Annotated in this window: 17 protein-coding genes and 1 pseudogene; 5 read left to right on the top strand and 13 right to left on the bottom strand. The window is 62.7% G+C overall.

The genetic code is table 11. The features are described 5' to 3' along the window. Positions 1-67: 67 nt before the first annotated feature. A complete protein-coding gene (locus tag LRQ04_RS19175) occupies positions 68-379 on the bottom strand; it encodes a putative quinol monooxygenase (protein WP_235521975.1) in 312 nt (103 codons plus the stop codon). 50 nt (positions 380-429) lie between these two features. On the opposite strand from LRQ04_RS19175, the pseudogene LRQ04_RS20810 reads away from it, so the two are divergent. Beyond that, positions 430-753 (top strand): annotated as a pseudogene (locus LRQ04_RS20810) (helix-turn-helix domain-containing protein); the annotation flags it as partial. 6 nt (positions 754-759) lie between these two features. Next, complete coding sequence (locus tag LRQ04_RS20805) at positions 760-1,956, top strand: hypothetical protein (protein ID WP_374198984.1); 1,197 nt, start codon at positions 760-762, stop codon at positions 1,954-1,956. Between the two features lie 28 nt (positions 1,957-1,984). Here LRQ04_RS20805 and LRQ04_RS19165 read toward each other — a convergent pair whose 3' ends face one another. The 9 genes from LRQ04_RS19165 to LRQ04_RS19120 all read right to left on the bottom strand — a co-directional run bounded on the left by LRQ04_RS19165 (position 1,985) and on the right by LRQ04_RS19120 (position 10,108). Then, the gene (locus LRQ04_RS19165) at positions 1,985-2,227 is read right to left on the bottom strand and encodes a hypothetical protein (protein ID WP_235521977.1); all 243 of its coding nucleotides are present in this window, start codon (positions 2,225-2,227) and stop codon (positions 1,985-1,987) included. 300 nt (positions 2,228-2,527) lie between these two features. After that, complete coding sequence (locus tag LRQ04_RS19155; protein WP_235521899.1) at positions 2,528-3,595, bottom strand: L-idonate 5-dehydrogenase; 1,068 nt, start codon at positions 3,593-3,595, stop codon at positions 2,528-2,530. Beyond that, complete coding sequence (locus LRQ04_RS19150; RefSeq protein WP_235521898.1) at positions 3,595-4,365, bottom strand: SDR family oxidoreductase; 771 nt, start codon at positions 4,363-4,365, stop codon at positions 3,595-3,597. The genes LRQ04_RS19155 and LRQ04_RS19150 overlap by 1 nt, the downstream gene beginning before the upstream one ends. Then, complete coding sequence (locus LRQ04_RS19145; RefSeq protein ID WP_235521897.1) at positions 4,362-5,306, bottom strand: 2-hydroxyacid dehydrogenase; 945 nt, start codon at positions 5,304-5,306, stop codon at positions 4,362-4,364. Before LRQ04_RS19145 ends, LRQ04_RS19150 begins: the two co-directional genes overlap by 4 nt. 36 nt (positions 5,307-5,342) lie before the next feature. Then, a complete protein-coding gene (locus tag LRQ04_RS19140) occupies positions 5,343-6,092 on the bottom strand; it encodes an SDR family oxidoreductase (RefSeq protein WP_235521896.1) in 750 nt (249 codons plus the stop codon). Between the two features lie 82 nt (positions 6,093-6,174). Next, positions 6,175-7,515, bottom strand: a complete 1,341-nt coding sequence (locus tag LRQ04_RS19135) for an MFS transporter (RefSeq protein ID WP_235521895.1) — start codon at positions 7,513-7,515, stop codon at positions 6,175-6,177. A gap of 55 nt (positions 7,516-7,570) precedes the next feature. Further along, entirely contained in the window at positions 7,571-8,584 is a 1,014-nt protein-coding gene (locus LRQ04_RS19130; protein WP_235521894.1) for a biotin-dependent carboxyltransferase family protein, read from the bottom strand. After that, positions 8,581-9,318: an allophanate hydrolase subunit 1 gene (locus LRQ04_RS19125; RefSeq protein WP_235521893.1), complete on the bottom strand. Its 738-nt coding sequence runs from the start codon at positions 9,316-9,318 to the stop codon at positions 8,581-8,583. Before LRQ04_RS19125 ends, LRQ04_RS19130 begins: the two co-directional genes overlap by 4 nt. Before the next feature lies 1 nt (position 9,319). Beyond that, a complete protein-coding gene (locus LRQ04_RS19120; protein ID WP_235521892.1) occupies positions 9,320-10,108 on the bottom strand; it encodes a LamB/YcsF family protein in 789 nt (262 codons plus the stop codon). Positions 10,109-10,440: 332 nt separating this feature from the next. Between LRQ04_RS19120 and LRQ04_RS19115 the strand changes: the two genes are divergently transcribed. Both LRQ04_RS19115 and LRQ04_RS19110 read left to right on the top strand, forming a co-directional pair. Further along, positions 10,441-11,394, top strand: a complete 954-nt coding sequence (locus LRQ04_RS19115) for a LysR substrate-binding domain-containing protein (RefSeq protein WP_235521891.1) — start codon at positions 10,441-10,443, stop codon at positions 11,392-11,394. Between the two features lie 124 nt (positions 11,395-11,518). Beyond that, positions 11,519-11,740: a hypothetical protein gene (locus tag LRQ04_RS19110; RefSeq protein WP_235521890.1), complete on the top strand. Its 222-nt coding sequence runs from the start codon at positions 11,519-11,521 to the stop codon at positions 11,738-11,740. A gap of 168 nt (positions 11,741-11,908) precedes the next feature. On the opposite strand, the gene LRQ04_RS19105 is transcribed toward LRQ04_RS19110, so the two are convergent. Together LRQ04_RS19105 and LRQ04_RS19100 are read right to left on the bottom strand one after the other, a co-directional pair. Next, positions 11,909-12,583: a 4-carboxy-4-hydroxy-2-oxoadipate aldolase/oxaloacetate decarboxylase gene (locus LRQ04_RS19105; RefSeq protein ID WP_235521889.1), complete on the bottom strand. Its 675-nt coding sequence runs from the start codon at positions 12,581-12,583 to the stop codon at positions 11,909-11,911. Positions 12,584-12,596: 13 nt separating this feature from the next. Further along, positions 12,597-13,805: an aspartate transaminase gene (locus tag LRQ04_RS19100; RefSeq protein ID WP_235521888.1), complete on the bottom strand. Its 1,209-nt coding sequence runs from the start codon at positions 13,803-13,805 to the stop codon at positions 12,597-12,599. 296 nt (positions 13,806-14,101) lie between these two features. Between LRQ04_RS19100 and LRQ04_RS19095 the strand changes: the two genes are divergently transcribed. Beyond that, positions 14,102-14,632, top strand: coding sequence for a hypothetical protein (locus LRQ04_RS19095; RefSeq protein WP_235521887.1), 531 nt, complete (start codon positions 14,102-14,104; stop codon positions 14,630-14,632). Positions 14,633-15,421: 789 nt separating this feature from the next. Here LRQ04_RS19095 and LRQ04_RS19090 read toward each other — a convergent pair. Beyond that, a partial coding sequence (locus LRQ04_RS19090) for a Gfo/Idh/MocA family oxidoreductase (protein WP_235521886.1) occupies positions 15,422-15,771 on the bottom strand: 350 nt, incomplete at its 5' end.

Below are 15,771 nucleotides of genomic sequence, written 5' to 3'. Positions count from 1 at the left end.
GCTCCTATGCCTGAGGATCAGCTGGCCCTGGGTGCTTTTTCGCTGGTGCTGTGACGCCGGAAAGCCTCTAGGCGTCGTCGCCGGGCAGCTTGTAAGCGAGCACGTCGACGCTCTGTATGTTCGGTTCCACGCTGAACAGCTCGGCTCCGTGAGCGGCAAGAGCTTGCCCGACACCCCCGGCCAGGTGGGCCTGCCGGGCCTCGTCATCGGGAAATACATCGAAGACGCCGAAGGTCGATTCGTCAAACTGGAGGGCGAACCAAGCGCGCGTACCAAGCTCCTGTTCTACGACGGAGCGTGCGCTGCGGAGGAAATCCGCGACGTCCTTCTCCTTGCCGGGCTTGGCCTTCAAGGTCACCGACAACGCAAACTCAATCATGCTGCTCACCCAGCCGGATCCCGTTGATTCCATACTGCACGACAGTTTTCATGGCGAGTCTCCTTGGAACGGTACTGCGTTGGGATGATGCGGACCGAACGGGCCTCGTGGAACCACCTCAACCTATCGAGGGAGCGGCGCGACTCACTGCCCAGTCTGGCAGTGATCGGTGGTCACCACAAGAGAGAATGCCGATGTCGACGCCAGTGAATCAGGGTTACAGTGCGGCGGCGCGGGCTGGTGGGCACCGCACTGGCCGGCGCGGGCATAAACCCGGAACTCTGCCTGCTGACCGCGGACACTTTTCTGCTAAATTGGCCGGCGTTTCCCTAGGGACTCTCTATCGGCATTTTCCAACGAAGACGGATCTGGTGGGGGCTGTGCTCGCTGAGTACGTCGAGCAAATCACCGTCGAAGCCGAGTCGGCGCTCGATCACGCCAAGAACGGCCGTGGTTCGCCACTTTTGATCATCATTTCGTTCCTGCGCGAGGTCGTCCGGATTTCTGCGCTGAACGCGGCCGCGAAATCTGCCGCTCCTGCTCTTGGGGCTGCCGCGGACATCGATGAAACCCGTGCGGCGGCGGCGTTATCCGATTTCGGCAGTGCCTTTGGATCAGGCAGAACCGGTACGCGAGCGGTGGGCCGCGCTGGTTCTGCCACGCCTTACGGTCGATGCGGCCCGGTCTTTTCGCGGTCACGTTGGAGAGCAGTAGGTATAACGGCACGTCAGATCCGCTGGCAGCAAATCAGCAATTTCCAGGAGACCGGCTATTTGCTGGTCCTGCTCCCAGCCCCTGAAGATTTCAGACGTCGTCCACGGCGCGGCATTCTTCAACTGGGCCAACCGGCTGATGCTCTCGCTCGGAGAAGCCGAAGCCGCCTCCTGAACACTTCTCGACAACACCGCCTCTTCTCGAAAGAAGGGGCGGTGTTGTCGTTTGCCGGCCAGAGGTCACCAACACCACCTACTTCCCCCTACGACACCCCAGGGGATAACATCGCCATCCCGATCAGCTCCACCGAATACTCACAGGTCAACGCTGAGTTCGTATACCGCAGCAGCACAATCGCACCCACCATCCGCGTCACCCTGCCGGCGGCGACCCACAGGCCAGAGGACGCGGCCGCCGTCGAACACCACATGGAAACCATCCAGTTCCGTCCGCCGGCGGCAGCTAACTGCACACTCACCAGCCCCGAGCACGCCGCGCCCATCCCCACCATCGGCTACATCAACTGGTGGGAAGGCAGAGGATCCAAAGGCCACCCATACCTCCAACTAGCCCTCGACACCGACCCCGGCTACCGCTTCGCGCCTCACCGACCACATGCTCGGCGCCGGCATCATCCCAAGCTGGAACACCAACAAAAACACCGCCTACCGGAACGACTTGGACATGCCATAAGAATCAGGGCTCAACCTGATGGCCTAAAAAAGCGGGACTTTCCCAGCCACACCATTCCAGATCTACCGGGAGACCACAGCAGCAGGTCCGTTGACAGAGGAACGATCCACGTCGCAGCAGGCCAGCCGCCGTGCACTTCGTTTTGCAGACGCTCAAGAGACATCGCTTAGGTCAAAGCCGGGGCTCAGTGCTACGAACCTAACGGCGATTCAGGGATGTACTAACAACCTTGCCCGAAACGTGGACCAGTTGGGCCACGATTCGATTCACCAGTCCTTCTCGCTCCTCGTTGATGTCTACGGGGATGTGCGCCTCGTCGGATTCAAGACCCTCAAACGTAGCCAGCTTGGAGCCCAGCAAGCTTCCGGGCATGTACTCGTGTTTCCTGCTGCTCAGCCGATTCGAGATGGTGACGGCGTCCCCGGCGAGGTGGATGAACACGACATCCGGGGCGAGGCTCCGCAGCAGGTCGCGGTAACTGCGCTTGAGCGCAGAGCACGCGATGATGCAGGAGTCCGCCCCCCGCGGGCGGGTTGGCCAACGCGGCGCCGTTTTCTGCGAGCCAAGGCGCCCGGTCGTCGTCGTTCAGCGGAACTCCGCCGGCCATCTTGGCCTTATTTGCGGTAGGGTGGAAGTCGTTGCCGTCAAAGAAGTCAACGGCCAGCCGCTCCCCCAGCAGCAACCCGACCGTTGATTTCCCGCACCCGGACACGCCCATCACCACCAGCGGCGGCAGCACCGTCACGATGCACTTCCTGTACCGAAGCTCAGCAGCACTTTCCCTGATTCAGCGGAGTTGCGGGCCACAGCGAAAGCCTCAAGCGCCTGTTCCACAGGAAAGTCGTGCGTAATGATGGGACCGATACTCAGGGAGCTGTCCGCGAGTGCTTCAATGACTTCGTCGATCTCGTCGTTGAACCGGAACGAACCCTTCAGCTCAAGCTCCCGCGTGATGGCCAGGGAAATCAGCACCGGCTGCGGGCCGGTGGGCAGCAGCCCAACCATCACCACCGTGCCCCCGCGGGTTGCGCCCTGGATGGCGGAGGCGAGGCCGTGGTGGTTGCCGGAAGATTCAATCACGACGTCGGCCTCCACGGCAGCGATCGCCTCAGCGTCCTCGGCGGTGATGACGTTGTCCGCCCCCACCGCTTTGGCAATTTCAAGCGGCTTTTCATGCATGTCGACGGCGGTAATCCGGCGCGCACCGGCGCGTTTCAGGACCGCGACCGCAAGTGCGCCGATGGGGCCACTGCCGATCACGAGCGCCGTCTTTCCATTGACGTCACCGGCCCTCTCTACAGCGTGCCAGGCCACGGAAGCGGGCTCGATCAGCGCCGCAGTGCGCAGGTCGATACTGTTGGGCAGCGCCCGGAGCATCCTCGTCGGGAGGTTCACGAATCGGCTGAAAGCCCCGTCCTTGTGTGGGTAGCGCGCCGCGCTGCCCAGGTACGTGCAGCCCGGCGAGAGATTGGGGCGGTCTGCCGGATACCGGGCAACACCGGGGCCGGGGGTGGCGGGATGAACCGTCACGGGGGTCCCGGCGTCGGGACCGGTTCCGTCCGCAGCAGGGCGGAGCACGGTCCCGGAAATTTCATGCCCCAAGACCAACGGCGCCTTCAAGATCGACTCCCCGGCTGCGCCATGAAGCCAGTAGTGCAGGTCCGATCCGCAAACACCGCCGTAGTGAACTTCAACGACTGCCTCGTTTGGAGCTGGAGCGGCGAGGGTGAGTTCTTCGATCCGTAAGTCGCCGGCGGCATGAGCAACCACGGCGGGACCTGTCACTGGAAGGGCTGTATCAATACTCATCAGACCACCACCGTCATTCCGCCATCGATAAAGATGGTTTGTCCGTTGACGAAGTTCGAGCCGCCGGATGCTAACCAGACTGCCGGGCCCGCCAGATCCTGCACAGTCCCCCACCGGTTCGCCGGAGTCCGGCCAAGGATCCAGGAATTGAACTGCTCGTCGTCCACCAGGTTTTGGGTCATTTCGGTGTGGATGTAGCCCGGCGCAATCCCGTTGATCTGCAGCCCGGACGAAGCCCACTCGGCGGTCATCGCGCGGGTGAGGTTCCGCAGTCCGCCCTTCGCCGCTACATACGGGGCGATGGTGGGCCGGGCCAGGTCGGTCTGCACCGAGCAGATGTTGATGATCTTGCCGTGGCCGCGGGGAATCATAAAGCGGGCTGCTTCCCGGCCCACCAGGAAGGCGCTGGTCAGGTCAGTGGAGATGACCCGATCCCAGTCCTTCACGTCCAGGTCCAGCATCGGCACGCGGTGCTGGATGCCCGCGTTGTTCACCAGAATCCCGAGCGGCCCTACGTGCTCTTCCACCCAGGCGATGCCCCGCGCCACTCCGGTATCGCTCGTAACGTCGAAAGCGACACTGTGGATCCGGCCGGGCGCGTAGTCGGCTGCCATGGCGGCAGCGGCGTCCTTGAGCCGCTCCTCGGTGACGCCGTTCAGCACCACTGTTGCGCCGGCGTCGGCGAGAGCCCGTGCCAGTCCGTTGCCGATCCCCCGGCTCGAACCTGTTACCAAGGCAACCCGACCTGTCAGGTCGAAAAGTGAACTCATGAAAACGGCCCTGTCTGCACCAGGTTGGCTGGAGCCTGCCCATCTGCCAGGGCTTTGAGCTGTTTCCGGAGGAGCTTCAGGATCCGCGGTTGGAACGCTGACGCGTTGCCGCCCACGTGAGGCGTGATCAAGGCGTTGGTAGTGGACCACAGAGGATGGTCCTTCGGCAGCGGTTCGGGATCGACGACGTCGATGGCGCACTGCAGGCGACCGGACAGGACCTCCTTGGTCAGCGCCGAGGTGTCCACCACGGAGCCTCGGCCCACGTTAACCACCAAGGCACCATCCGGGAGGGCGGCAAGAACCTCTTCACCGATCAGTTGATGGGTGTGTTGGTTCAGGGGAAGCACCGACACAAGAATGTCGTGGCTGGTGGCAAGCGCGACGAGCTCCGAGGAGGCGTGCACGTTACCGTGCTCATCGGTGCGGGCGGAGCTGCCCACCCGGGTGACCGTGACTTCGAAAGGCTGCAAGCGGCGGAGGATCTCCTGCCCGATCCCTCCGATTCCCACCAGCAGGACGCGCCGGTCGGCCAGGGACTGGCGCCGCTCTGGCCGCCAGAGGCCGGACTGCTGGTCCCGGACCGCTTGGTCGATACCGCGCAGCTTGGCAAGGATTAGCCCGATGGCTAGTTCTGCCGTGGCTGCCGCGTGGACGCCGGAGGCATTGGCGACTCCGACCGCCGGACCCGCTGCCTCAATCACGCCGTCGTACCCGGTCGACTGGGTCTGGACGAATTTCAGGGACTCAACCTTGGCGAGGGAACCCAACACTGCGCCGGCGTTGATGTACGGGAGGACAACGCCGTCAATCTCTGCGAGCGTCCCGCCGTCGGGATCTGCTTCCAGGTCCCAGACCACCCCCCGCAGCCCTTCGGGTAAAGGAGAGAGATCATCGAGGAGCTGCCGGTCCGGGAGGCTGACGGTGCGCACAGTTTGCATGGGTAAACCTATCAATCGGTCTGGTGGGGGCTGCGGCTAGCGGCGGTCGAAGGTGAGGCCGCCGGGGACCTGGAATGTCGGCATGAGTTCGAGCATGCCGACGTTGACGTGGCGGGGAGTTTCGATTGCGTAGTCCAGGGCGTTCACGATGTCGTCGGTGGTCAATGACTCGTAGCCTTCGTAGTAGGTCTGCCAGGCTTCTTCCATGGCCTCGGGCGTGCCACCCATGTTGCGGCCGAAGATCTCGGTCTCCACACGGCCCGGGCAGATTTCGGTGACGCGGATTCGCTTGCCGACGGTGTCGTTCCTGAGCTGGCGGGAAATCTGGTGCACGGCGGCTTTGGTGGCGTGATAAACCGTGTGTCCGTAGAAGTTGTAGGTGCCTGCAATCGAACTGATGTTGATGACGTGGCCGAGGTCGCGCTCCACCATTCCGGGCAGCACCAGCCGTGTGAGCTGCAGCAGGCCGCGCAGGTTCACGTCCACCAGTTCGTCGATATCCTCTTCGGACGAGTCCAGGATGTTGCCGGGCCGGGAAACTCCGGCGCAGTTCACCAGGACGTCCACCTTGAGGTCATTCACGACGGCGGCCAGGGCGGCCGTGTCGGTCAGGTCCACCACGTGCGGAACTGCTCCGGTGCGGTCGGCCAGTTCGGCGAGGCGTTCCTCGTTGCGGGCGACGGCGTGGACGGTGAGGCCGCGCTTGGCGAGTCGTTCGGCGATGGCGGCACCCATACCGGTTGAAGCTCCGGTGACGAGGGCTGTGGTGTAGTCAGAAAAAGACATTGGGTTCTCCAAAAAGGTGGGGAATCGGTAGGCGAAGTGCACCGGACCGGGTGATCCGGCGCACTTCGCTATTTAGGAAGGGTTAGGCGTCGCGCAGCGGTTCGTGGGCGCGGTCCTTGACGGTGCTGACCGCGATGAGGGTGCCCAGCGCTGTGATCACTGCGTAGAACGCCGGCATGTAGATGTTGCCGGTGCTGCTGATCAACCAAGTCATGAGAAGGGGGGCCGTACCGCCAAAGAGTGCCGAAGAGATGTTGTACCCAAGGCCGTAAGCGGAGTAGCGGACGCGTGTGGGGAACAGTTCGACGATGAGGATGTGGATCACTGCCGTGTGGCCGGCGAAGACGATTGCCATGATGCAGGCACCGAGGATGGCCAAGCCCATTTCCCCGGTGGCGATCAATGCGTAGGACGGGATGCCGAGGACTGCCATGGCGATGGCGGACCCGGCGATGACCTTCTTGCGGCCCACTCGGTCGGAGAGGGCGCCCATGAACGGGATGGCGATGCAGATGACAACCAGGCTGCACGCGGTAACCAGCAGTGCCTCGCCAATGGTGAAGTTCAGCTGCTTGCCCTTGAGGAACGTGGGCATGTACGAGAACAGGACGTAGTAGCCGGAGCCGTTCATCAGCGGGATGAAGAGTGCCAGGAGCATGGCCCGGCGGTGCTCGGCAGACTTGAAGGCTTCCTTGAGCGGGTTCCTGGAAAGGCCGCCCTCTTCCTTCAGCTTGACGAAGTTGGGGGTGTCGCTGATGGCCTTGCGAATGTACCAACCAATGATGCCCATGGGGATGGCGACAAGGAACGGGATGCGCCATGCGAACGAGCCGAAGCCCCCGCCGTCGATCGCTGCCTGGGTGAGCCACGGCGACATGGAGTAAGCGACCAAAGTACCGGTAAGCAGTGCCGCGAAGGATGCGATCTGGGCGTAGGAGGTGATGATGCCGCGCTTGCCTTCCGGGGCGTGCTCAGCGAGGAAGGTCATGGCGCCGGCAGCTTCACCGCCGACGGAGAAGCCCTGCAGGAGACGCAGGAGAACCAACAGAATGGGGGCCGCGATGCCGATGGCCGCGTAGGAGGGCAAGAGGCCGATGCCGGCCGTGGCAACACTGATCAGGAGAATGACGAAGACCAGGAGCTTTTGCCTGCCGATCCGGTCCCCGAGGTAGCCGCACACGACGGCGCCGAGCGGGCGGACGAAGAAAGAGACCGCATATCCTGCGAACACGAAGAGCAGGGCGTTGTCCGGGTTCCCGGGCGCCAGGAAGACGAGGGCCAGCGTTCCCGCCATGAAGGCGAAAATGCCGTTGTCGTACAGTTCCACGAAGATGCCAACACAACCTGCGGTGACAACCTTGCGGGTTTGGCGGCCCGTGAGCCGCTCATGCTGCGCGGGCGCAGCGTTGGTGCTTGCGGTCATGACTTTTCCTTACTGAGATGAGCGTAGCAACGCCTACTGGTATGACGACAGGGTTTTAGCTGCATGCCGCAACTGGTAGGTCCTGCCACTGGGGACGGCATCCGATGCCGAGGAGTCCGAAGACGGTGTTAACGGATTCGCGGAGGGTTTCGAGTTGGGCCCGCGAGCGCCTGTGGACGGCAGTTGCCTCCGCCACTGTTGTTTTCCGAAAACGGACTTTGTCCCCTGGCCTCGCTTGGGCCAGGACATCCAGTCCGGTGCTGGTGACTACTGCGAGTACCGGATACCCGGCGGTGACGCCACGTCCACGGTGCAGTACCAGCAGCTCTTCCCTTGAGGGAACCTCGACGGCGCCCACTGGCACGCCGCGGGAAAGCACCTCACCGGTGGTGGTTCTTTCCGGAAGCTCCCCGCCGAGTCGCAGACCGATGTGGTTGCTGCGGCCGCTGACTGCGTACTCGGTGGTGAAGAGCAATTCACCGGATTCGCCGAACTCGGCGACATCCGGCCCGTCGGTCACGTCGACCAACAAGTCTGATCCCATGCTCGGGCGTTCAAGGCCGAGCCGGAAAAGGGGAAGGTCGAAGTACGGCTGGCGTACTGGGCCCACGCTCCTGCGGGTGAGCAGCGTAGTTCCTTCCTTGAGCTGAAGCCCGAAGCCCACGACCGTGTCCGGGGCTGCACTGCCGAGCAAGGTCTCTGCCTCGACGGAACCGTGGATAGCAAGGTAGGCGCGGAGGCCACGATGGATCCCGCGAAGGGAAACCGATTCGCCGGCCCGTACGGACACGGGCTCCCACTGGCTGGCCGGACGTCCGCCAACTGTGAGCGTGAGTGGAGCCCCGGTGACGGCGATCAGGATGTCGGTGGTGGCCTTCATCCGGAAGTCCAGGGCCGTGATCTCCACCAGGGGATGGTTGTCCAGGTTCCCTGCCAGGATGTTGGCGGCACGGGCCGAGTACTGGTCCAGGGCCCCGTTGACCGGAAGGCCGAAGCGGGGGCCACGGGTCCTGCCGAGGTCAGTAACCACCGAGTTGCCTGGCTGCTGGATGAGGATTTCGCCGGTCATGGCTGCACCCCTGGTTCCAAGGGTTCCAGCTCCAGGCCGGCGTAGTCGCTGAACTCCTCTGGGCGGATCTGGCGGAACCGCAGGATGTCCCCCGGCTTGTAAGGCACCAGAGGCTCGCGGCGAATGTTCAGTACCGAAAAGGGAGTCTGTCCGATGACGCACCAACCACCCGGGGCCATTGCCGGAGCGATGACTGCCTGCCGACCGGCCACAGAGACGGCTCCAGCCGGGACGCTGAGCCGGGGATCCTTGAGCCGCGGCACGGGCTTGGGGAATGCGGGCCCGTCCATCATCGGGGACCCGGCGGGCGCGCCGAGGCAGCGAACGGTGTACGTCTTTTCGATGTGGAGGCGGATGACCTCCTCCACGGAGATCCCCTGGTGCTCAGCGACGCGCTCCAAGTCGGGGCCGTACCCGCCGCCATACACGACGGGGACATCGAACTCGCGGGGTGCTTTTGCGGACTCGTCGGCGTGGGCGAGCTCCAACAGTCCCAGCTTTACGAAGGCCCGGACCTGGCGGGCAGAAACGAGGAGGGGATCGAACTCCACCAACACCGAATCGTAGGTGGGAACCGCGCCGTGTAGACCTTCGGCACCGCAGTTTTCGAGCCAGTTGGCCAGCCCATGGACGGTGAGCCAGTTCTGTTCGCTCGCTTCGGAGATGGCAACCACACGCACTGCGGAATCTCCGGACTCGTAGATCTCGGTGGGAGACGCTGTGAGGACGGACATGTCAGGCCGCTTTCTTCTTTGCGTCCATGACCTCAGCCAGGGGTGCGATGTGGACACCGGCGGTAATGAGTTCCGAACGGATCCGACGTGCCAGCTGCACGGCGCCAGGGTTGTCCCCGTGCAGGAGGAGGGTGTCCACGGCGATGTCCAGGTCCGCACCGTTGGCGCAGCGGACCTTGCCCTCAACCACCATGCGCAGGGTACGGTCCACGATCTCCGTAGGATCATGCAGCACGGCACCGGGCTGGCTGCGGGGAACCAGCGTGCCGTCTTCCTGGTAGGCGCGGTCCACGATGCCCACGATTGCGACGTCCAGCCCGGCGTCGCGTGACGCTGCAGCCAGTTCGCCTTCCTGGGCCACCACGATCAGTTCGTTGTCGACGCGGACCGCGGCTTCAGCCACAGCCTTGGCATAGTCGTCGCGGACTGCGACGAGGTTGCCAAGCCGGCCGTGCGGGGCCAGGTGCGTGACCTTGGTGCCGTGGAAAGCGGCGAAGCCGTTCAACGCGCCCAGCTGATAAAGAACATCGTTCCGGACCTCGTCGGCAGTGAGGCCCATGTCCCGCCGTCCGAACCCTCGCAGGTCAGGGAAGCTTGGATGTGCCCCGATGCCGACTCCGCGGCGAACGCACTCAGCCACCGTGGCCGCCATGATGTCCGGATCACCGGCATGGAACCCGCACGCGATATTGGCGCTTGAAACGATCTCCAGGAGCTCGGAATCGTCGCCAATGGTGTAGGCGCCAAATCCCTCTCCAAGATCCGCTACAAGATCAATTATCGGGTTCACGTGGTTCTCTTTCCGTGTGGTTCTGCAGGTAATGCGGGAATTTGCCAACGCCGCGTAATGGGTCATAAAAGAATTCCCGGTAAATGGCAGTCGCCGGAGTAAATCGGGGGCGTTGCCTGAAGTTCGTTCCAAAAGTCTCGCACCCGTCGGGACCCCTGCACAAAGACCTAATAGCTATCCCGTGATAGGTCTCCGTTATGACGTACACCACCCGGCCCTGTGGCATGGGTCCCAGCGGAACCCTGCTGGGAGATGCGTCTATATTTGAACATCGGGACCTGCCACCCAGGGGACTTCCCACCCACGGGGCACGGCTCCAGGAAGGTACATCCATGGACACGCGGAAGGTCTCATACTTCGTTCAGATCGTTGACTCCGGGAGCATCACGAAGGCCGCGGCTGCCCTCCATGTGGCCCAGCCGGCCCTCAGCCAGCAAGTCTCGGCACTGGAGAACGATCTCAAGCAGCGGCTGCTGATCCGCAGCAAGCAAGGCGTCGAACCCACGGCAGCCGGGCACACGCTCTACCGCCATGCACAGTCGATCCTGCGGCTGGTGGAGCAAGCCCGCCAGGACGTCGCTTCCTCCGGCGCCGCACCCTCGGGCCGGGTGTCCATTGCCATCGCGCCGTACAGCATGGCCTCCAGCCTGACTCCCCAGATCATCAGCGAGGTCGGCCGCCGCTACCCGGATATCGTGGTCCACCTGACCGAAATTTTTGGCGGAGTCCTGAGCGAAGCCATCAAGAACGGCCGCCTCGACATGGCGTTGATTTACGAGCCTGGAAAGATCCGGGGCGTTCAATTCACCACCATGATCGTCGAAGACCTCCACCTGGTGGTGCACCCGGACGTGGACCTCGCCCCCGGCAAAGACGGCAAGAACACCATCACGCTTGCGGAAGCCAGCACAGTAGGGCTGTTCCTGCCGGAGAAGAACCACACCCTTCGCCAGCTCATCGAAAAAGGCTTGGCGGACCAGGACCTGCCTTTGAGGCTGGTGGGCGAAGTGGAATCCGTCCCTTCCCTGACCAGGCTCATCCGGGCGAACCTCGGCGGCACGGTGTTGCCCAAATCAGCAGCGGATGCCCTCTTCCCGGACCAGGACTTCAAGGTGCTGCGGATCGTGGAACCCGGCCTGCAGAGCAAGATCGCCCTGTGCACCCCGGACCACGAGCCCTTGTCCGAGGCCGCGTCTGCCGTGCTGCTGGTGGTCAAAGAGATGCTCCATCAGCAACTGATCAACAAGTACGGGACCGACCCCGTGCAACTCCCGGCCCATCCATAACAAAGCCTTATCCGGACAGACAGCTTTGGTCTTATTCAAGACCGTTCTAATTTCCTAATATCGAATTAGCAAACAATTCGAAACCAGCTCACGGATTCCGCGGGCACGTTCAAAGGAAACAACGGTGAAAAAGATCAGCACAGCCGGATGGGTGTCGAATCCAACCCGCGGAACCCTCAGCGCACGAACCGGATTCCATTGCCCACGGAACGGCTTCTGGCGCCCACTTGGCGGGATCGGCGAACCGCTGTTCGTCTTTGAAGGAAGCCTGATGCCGGCGCACGCGGGCAACAGCATTGAATGGCACTTGTTGGACACCCGGCCCGGTCGCGCCGGCCTCGACTGACCCGGCCACCCGCCGTCGTACCTTAACCGAATCTGCACCACGTTGAGGCGCCCTGCCACCGGCAAGGCGCCTTTCTTGTGCTCGAATACAGCAAGCCAAAGAGTCAACGGCACGCCAAAGACCGGCCGCTGCTGATGTACCAGCAGCGGCCGGTCCGGGCCGGAGCTCCTAGTCTTCGACCAGGAGGCCCTTCTCTTTCAGCTTCTCCGTCAGGCCGCACAGCTCAATGGTGTTGCCGCCGTCGTGGTAAAGCTTGATGAGTTCGCGCTCATGGTCGTCGCGGGCTTGGGACAAGGCGATGACTTCCTCGGCCTCCTCGCGGCGAACTACTACTACCCCGTCAGCGTCACCGCGAAGGATGTCGCCTGGGTAGATGATTTCGTCGCCGAAGATAATCGGGTGGTTGATCGGGCCAAGCGTTTCCTTCACCGTGCCCTTGATGCTGATGCTGCCGGAGAAGACGGGCAGGCCGAGCGCGATCAGGTCCTGGGTGTCGCGGACGCCGGAATCGGTGACCATCGCGGCGATTCCCTTGGCCTTCATGGCGTTGCCCAGGACGTCGCCGAACGTGCCGGCCTCGGCCATTTCCTGTGCGCCAACAAGCACGACGTCACCCGCCTGTGCATAGTGGATGGCCACCTGGAGCATGAGGTTGTCCTGCGGTGCACAGGCGACGGTGACGGCCGGACCACAGAAGGACATGGAGCGGTCAATCGGCTTGATCTTGGAGCTCAAGGCGCCCCGGCGGCCCTGCGCTTCATGGATCGTTGCAGAAGAGAAGGCGGCGAGGCGGCTGACGACATCAGCCTCGGGCCGCTCGAACTTGGTCTTGACGTGGATCATTTCCTGGGTCTTTCTAGGTGAGATTGTTGACGGCATCGCGGATGGAATCCACGCCGGCGTTGATGGTCTCCAGCGAAGTGGCGAAGGAGATGCGGAAGTAGGGACCAAGGCCGTAGGCCGAACCCTGGATGACGGCCACGCGCGCGGCGTCCAGCAGATAGAGCGTGAAATCCTGATCGTTCTCGATGATCCGGCCGTCAGGCGCGGATTTGCCGATTACCCCTGAGCAGTTCACGTAGGCATAGAAGGCACCTTCCGCCGGCGCAACTGACAGGCCGTCGATTGCGTTCAAACCCTCGACGGCGGCGTCCCGGCGCTTGCGGTAAACCTCCACACTGTCGCGAACGAAGGACTGATCGCCGTTCAGCGCGGCGGCTGCGGCTGCCTGGCTGATGGACGACGGGCACGACGACGTCTGGGACTGCAGTTTGTTCATCGCCGCGATCAAGGGCGCCGGCCCGACGCCGTAGCCCAGCCGCCAACCGGTCATCGCGTAGGCCTTGGAAACGCCGTTAACCAACAGGATCCGATCCTTGAGAGCCGGAGCGGCAGTGACCAAGCTGGTTACGCGGCCGTCGCCGAAGTTGACTTCGTCGTAGATTTCATCGGTGAGGACGAAGACGTGGGGGTGTTCACCGAGGACCGCTCCAAGAGCCTGAAGTTCCTTGCGGGAGTAGACCGCACCGGTCGGGTTGGATGGCGCGTTGAGGATCAGCCATTTGGTCTTGGGGGTGATGGCATTTTCCAACGCGTCCGGCGTGAGCTTGAAGCCAGTGTCTTCGCCGCACGCGACGATCACGGGCGTGCCGTCGTTGGCCAGGACCATGTCCGGGTAGGAAACCCAGTACGGCGCCGGGACAATTACTTCATCGCCTTCATTGAGCGATGCCATGAGTGCGACGTACAGGACCTGCTTGGCGCCGCCGCCAATAGTGAGCTGGTTTCGCTCGTAGTGGTGCCCGGTGTGGCCTTCGATCTTTCGAAGGATGGCCGTCTGCAGCTCGGGCGTACCAGTCACCGAGGTGTACTTGGTCTCGCCGGCGTGGATTGCCTCGATGGCGGCGGCCTTGATGTGGTCCGGGGTGTCGAAGTCCGGCTCGCCAACAGTAAGGTCGATGATCGGGATGCCTTCAGCTTTCAGTTCGCGGACGCGGGCGGCCGCGGCAACGCTGGCGGAGGACTTGATACGCGTGACCCTCGACGCCGGCAGGAACTCAGACATGTCTCCTCCAGGAATGTGGAACTCGGGACGCGCGGATTCGCGTATCCCTTTTTCGAGACTAGGGATCCGGGGGCGCTGTGGATAAGACCTAATGTGCGTGGATTCATAAGAGGGTCTTATGACGTCCGGCCTTGTACCGGTGATCCGTGTGCTGATTAGGGTGTTTTCCAGCCCGGACGGGTTGTGGCTATGCACTTTGCTTATGGGCTCACACGTTATTGGTATTTCCGCGGCTGGACGAAGGCTGCCTAGATTCATAGCTCAGAAGTGTTCGCCAATCGTCGGAGAGAGAGACAATGCGCGCCCAAGTCGGGTCAGTCCAGAGCCGACCGCCTACTGGCAGATACAGTTATCGCGCCAAGGAACCCGTCCGACCCGAAGCTGCGGACGACCAGGAACATGCCAAGCTCACGCGCGCCCTCGCCGCCCACCGGCAACTCCTCTCCCACGCGGCAAGTGCCATCCGGAATTTGACCGCAGCAAGAAACGAGTTGATCGCCCAAGCCATAGAAGACGGGCTTCCCGTCGGCACTGTTGCTGCCGTCGCCGGAGAGAACATCAAAGCAGTCCGGACCATCGCTTTGGCTTATGAAGAGCTTTATCCGAGCGGACTCCCCCGCCAGGCCCATCTGTCCCCGTTACGGGCGAAAAGCGAGGAGCTCCGGACCGCCGAAGCTCATCGGGACCAGATCCTTGGGCGCCGCGAAGCCCTCATTCTCATGGCACGCCGGAAGCAGGTCTGTGATGACTTGGAACTTGCTTCGCTGACCGGGCTTACCCCGGACCACATCCGGCGGACTGTACGTGGCAACCCCCGGTCTTCCTGAATCCGCAACACCTTTTGATGCTGTGCCTGCTGTGGTCGATCGATGCGATGGAGAACCACATGGACATGATGTTGAGGGATGGGTTCAGACAGTCTTTCCTACATCCGCCGGCAGTGGAGATGATGTTGATGATCGCCAATCGCCGCTCAAGTGGTCTATGGCCTCGGAACCTATAAAGACGCCCGGATGTTGACCGCGAACACGTTCTCACGTCCTTCGCTCGATAAAGGCGATTTAGGTGGACAATGTCCGCTCCCACTTTGGTCTGACAAAAGGACCGGCCGGGGTCGGTCGCCTCGCGGCAGCAACCAGCCCAACCACTAACTTTGACGGAGCATCTCGACGCCACGTTGCGCTCGGTCCCTCTGCCCCTGCCCCTGCCCCTGCAGAGGTTGAGGACAACCACGACCTATCGGACGAATCAAGAGAAGAACGCATAACCCCAGCATGAGCACGCATGCGGAGGGCCCCGCCGGCCGCGGCCGAGCCTGAAGCCGTTCCCCACAACCCAAATGACCCCGCGGCGCCAGGCACACACAGTGTCAGAGCGTCATGGCCGCTCCGGCGGCTGCACGGCCCAAAGGAACAAACTTTGAAAAAGCCTGGTTAGGACCTCAGCGGGCATTTTCGGCATGCCCTGACGCACGTGGCTTAGCGTCTCCGATCTTGGATGCCTGGACGTTCGACTCAAACGAACAGCAGTATCAGCCGACGGAATTGCGCCTGTCGGCGCTCCGGTCGAACTGCGGATAGATGGAACGTCCAGCTCCTACCGTGTGTCCCTTTGCTTCAGTACTTAATGGGTTCCATGCGGCCCGAGCGCAGGGAAAGCACGGCTGCTTCGGCGATAGCTTGGGCTTTCAGTCCGTCCTGCAGCGAAGGAATGGACGCCGTGCTGCCATCCAGCGAGGACACGAAAGCGGCGAGGGCCGCCGCATACGTCGGTTGCACGCGCTCAAACCAACCCGGGTGAAGCCCGTCGTCCACCACAGTGCTGCGAGAGTATCTGGACACTGCGCCGTTACGGTGACGGCGGGCTTCCACCATCCCCTCGGAGCCCATGATCTCGATCCGTTCGTCGTAGCCGTAGCCAGTGCGGCGCACGGAATCGATTTGGACCAATGCCCCGCCGGGGAGCC

The organism is Paenarthrobacter sp. AR 02, from assembly GCF_021538675.1.
Classification (GTDB): domain Bacteria; phylum Actinomycetota; class Actinomycetes; order Actinomycetales; family Micrococcaceae; genus Arthrobacter.
The sequence above is the reverse complement of the archived record's forward strand: the minus strand, read 5'-3'. Positions and strand labels throughout refer to the sequence as shown.

Coding starts and splice junctions, on each gene's coding strand:
- LRQ04_RS19175 (WP_235521975.1), bottom strand. CDS start 379: ATGATTGAGTTTGCGTTGTCGGTGACCTTGAAGGCCAAGCCCGGCAAG.
- LRQ04_RS19155 (WP_235521899.1), bottom strand. CDS start 3,595: ATGAGTATTGATACAGCCCTTCCAGTGACAGGTCCCGCCGTGGTTGCT.
- LRQ04_RS19150 (WP_235521898.1), bottom strand. CDS start 4,365: ATGAGTTCACTTTTCGACCTGACAGGTCGGGTTGCCTTGGTAACAGGT.
- LRQ04_RS19145 (WP_235521897.1), bottom strand. CDS start 5,306: ATGCAAACTGTGCGCACCGTCAGCCTCCCGGACCGGCAGCTCCTCGAT.
- LRQ04_RS19140 (WP_235521896.1), bottom strand. CDS start 6,092: ATGTCTTTTTCTGACTACACCACAGCCCTCGTCACCGGAGCTTCAACC.
- LRQ04_RS19135 (WP_235521895.1), bottom strand. CDS start 7,515: ATGACCGCAAGCACCAACGCTGCGCCCGCGCAGCATGAGCGGCTCACG.
- LRQ04_RS19130 (WP_235521894.1), bottom strand. CDS start 8,584: ATGACCGGCGAAATCCTCATCCAGCAGCCAGGCAACTCGGTGGTTACT.
- LRQ04_RS19125 (WP_235521893.1), bottom strand. CDS start 9,318: ATGTCCGTCCTCACAGCGTCTCCCACCGAGATCTACGAGTCCGGAGAT.
- LRQ04_RS19115 (WP_235521891.1), top strand. CDS start 10,441: ATGGACACGCGGAAGGTCTCATACTTCGTTCAGATCGTTGACTCCGGG.
- LRQ04_RS19105 (WP_235521889.1), bottom strand. CDS start 12,583: ATGATCCACGTCAAGACCAAGTTCGAGCGGCCCGAGGCTGATGTCGTC.
- LRQ04_RS19100 (WP_235521888.1), bottom strand. CDS start 13,805: ATGTCTGAGTTCCTGCCGGCGTCGAGGGTCACGCGTATCAAGTCCTCC.
- LRQ04_RS19095 (WP_235521887.1), top strand. CDS start 14,102: ATGCGCGCCCAAGTCGGGTCAGTCCAGAGCCGACCGCCTACTGGCAGA.